The following is a 1,390-nucleotide window of genomic DNA, read 5'->3' on the forward strand; positions in this document are numbered from 1 at the left end:
AAGTACTTCGTGATGCATGGGAAGAGGCAAATACAGGATTAAATAATGCTCAAAGGATTGCCATTTTAGATGCTGGTTTAGAATTTGAGAAGGTTGGTATGCCTTTAAAGGATGCCCAATTTATTGAAGGTATGAAATTTGATAAGGGCGAGATTGCAAATATCTTTAATATTCCGTTGCACATGATTAATGAGTTAGATCGTGCTACTTTCTCCAATATTGAGCAACAGGCGTTAGATTTTATTCAAAATACCTTGAGCCCTATTCTTATACAGTATGAAGAAGAATTTTCTTATAAAGCTTTTTCTTTTAATGAACAAAAACGATATTATCTAAAGTTTAATCTGACAAGCTTATTACGTGCTGATTCTAAATCACGAGCAGAATTCTACAAAATTATGTTAGATGCTGGTGCATTTTCTATTAATAAGGTGCTGGAACTAGAGGACATGGACGGGATTGGGGAATACGGTGATAAACATCGCGTTGACTTAAACCATGTATCTATTGAGATTGCTGATGAATACCAATTAGCAAAAGCGAATGGAGGGGCACTACAGAAGGGAGGTGAGGACGATTAAAGACGTATTTACGATTAAAAATCAAACGGAATCATCAGCAGATCTATTTATCTATGGTGACATCATAAATAATACAGGTTGGAAATGGGATGATTCGGATATTATGCCGGATGATGTGAAAAACATGTTAGGACAACTGGATGATAAAAGTAACCTGAATATCTATGTAAATAGTGGTGGTGGTTCTGTATTTGCTGGTTTAGCCATTTATAACATGTTAAAGCGCAATAAGGCTCAGAAAACTGTTTATGTAGATGGTGTGGCAGCTTCTATTGCTTCCGTAATCGCCCTAGCTGGTGATCGTGTTGTTGTCCCTTCTAATGCTTTTTTAATGATTCATAAGCCTTGGACATATGCAGCTGGAAATGCAATTGATTTCCGAAAAGCAGCAGAGGACCTTGATAACATCGAGTCAGGAATCATGAATGTATACAAAGAAAACTTAAAAGAAGGCGTTGAAATTGAAGAAATTCAACAATTAGTAGATGCTGAGACTTGGTTAAGTGGCGAAGAAGCTGAAAAATACTTCAATATTGAAGTTGTAGAAGCGAAAGACATCGCAGCTTGTAGCAGTGATTATTTTGATAAATATCAAAAAACACCAAGTAGAGTAGTAGCAAAAGCTCCTTCTATTCCAAAGAAGGGCAATAACGAACAATTAAAAATACAAAACGCACTAGACCTGTTAGAGCTATAGGTCTATTTTTGTGCCAAAATAAGGAGGAAATACGGAATGGATAAACGTGAACAAGAGTTACGTCAAAAAGTTGCTGATTTAAAAGCGAAAGCAGAAGAATTTAACAATAGCG

At 36.0% G+C, this 1,390-nt stretch carries 2 protein-coding genes; both read left to right on the top strand.

Going from position 1 to position 1,390, the window contains the following annotated elements; genetic code table 11:
- A partial coding sequence (locus ACODS7_RS32005; protein WP_488828592.1) for a phage portal protein occupies window positions 1-581 on the top strand: 581 nt, incomplete at its 5' end.
- Window positions 568-1,278 (top strand): head maturation protease, ClpP-related, encoded by a 711-nt coding sequence (locus tag ACODS7_RS32010; RefSeq protein ID WP_289668977.1) that lies wholly within the window; start codon window positions 568-570, stop codon window positions 1,276-1,278. The genes ACODS7_RS32005 and ACODS7_RS32010, both read left to right, overlap by 14 nt.
- The last annotated feature ends 112 nt before the right edge of the window (window positions 1,279-1,390 follow it).

This window comes from Bacillus sp. FG16, assembly GCF_057809515.1.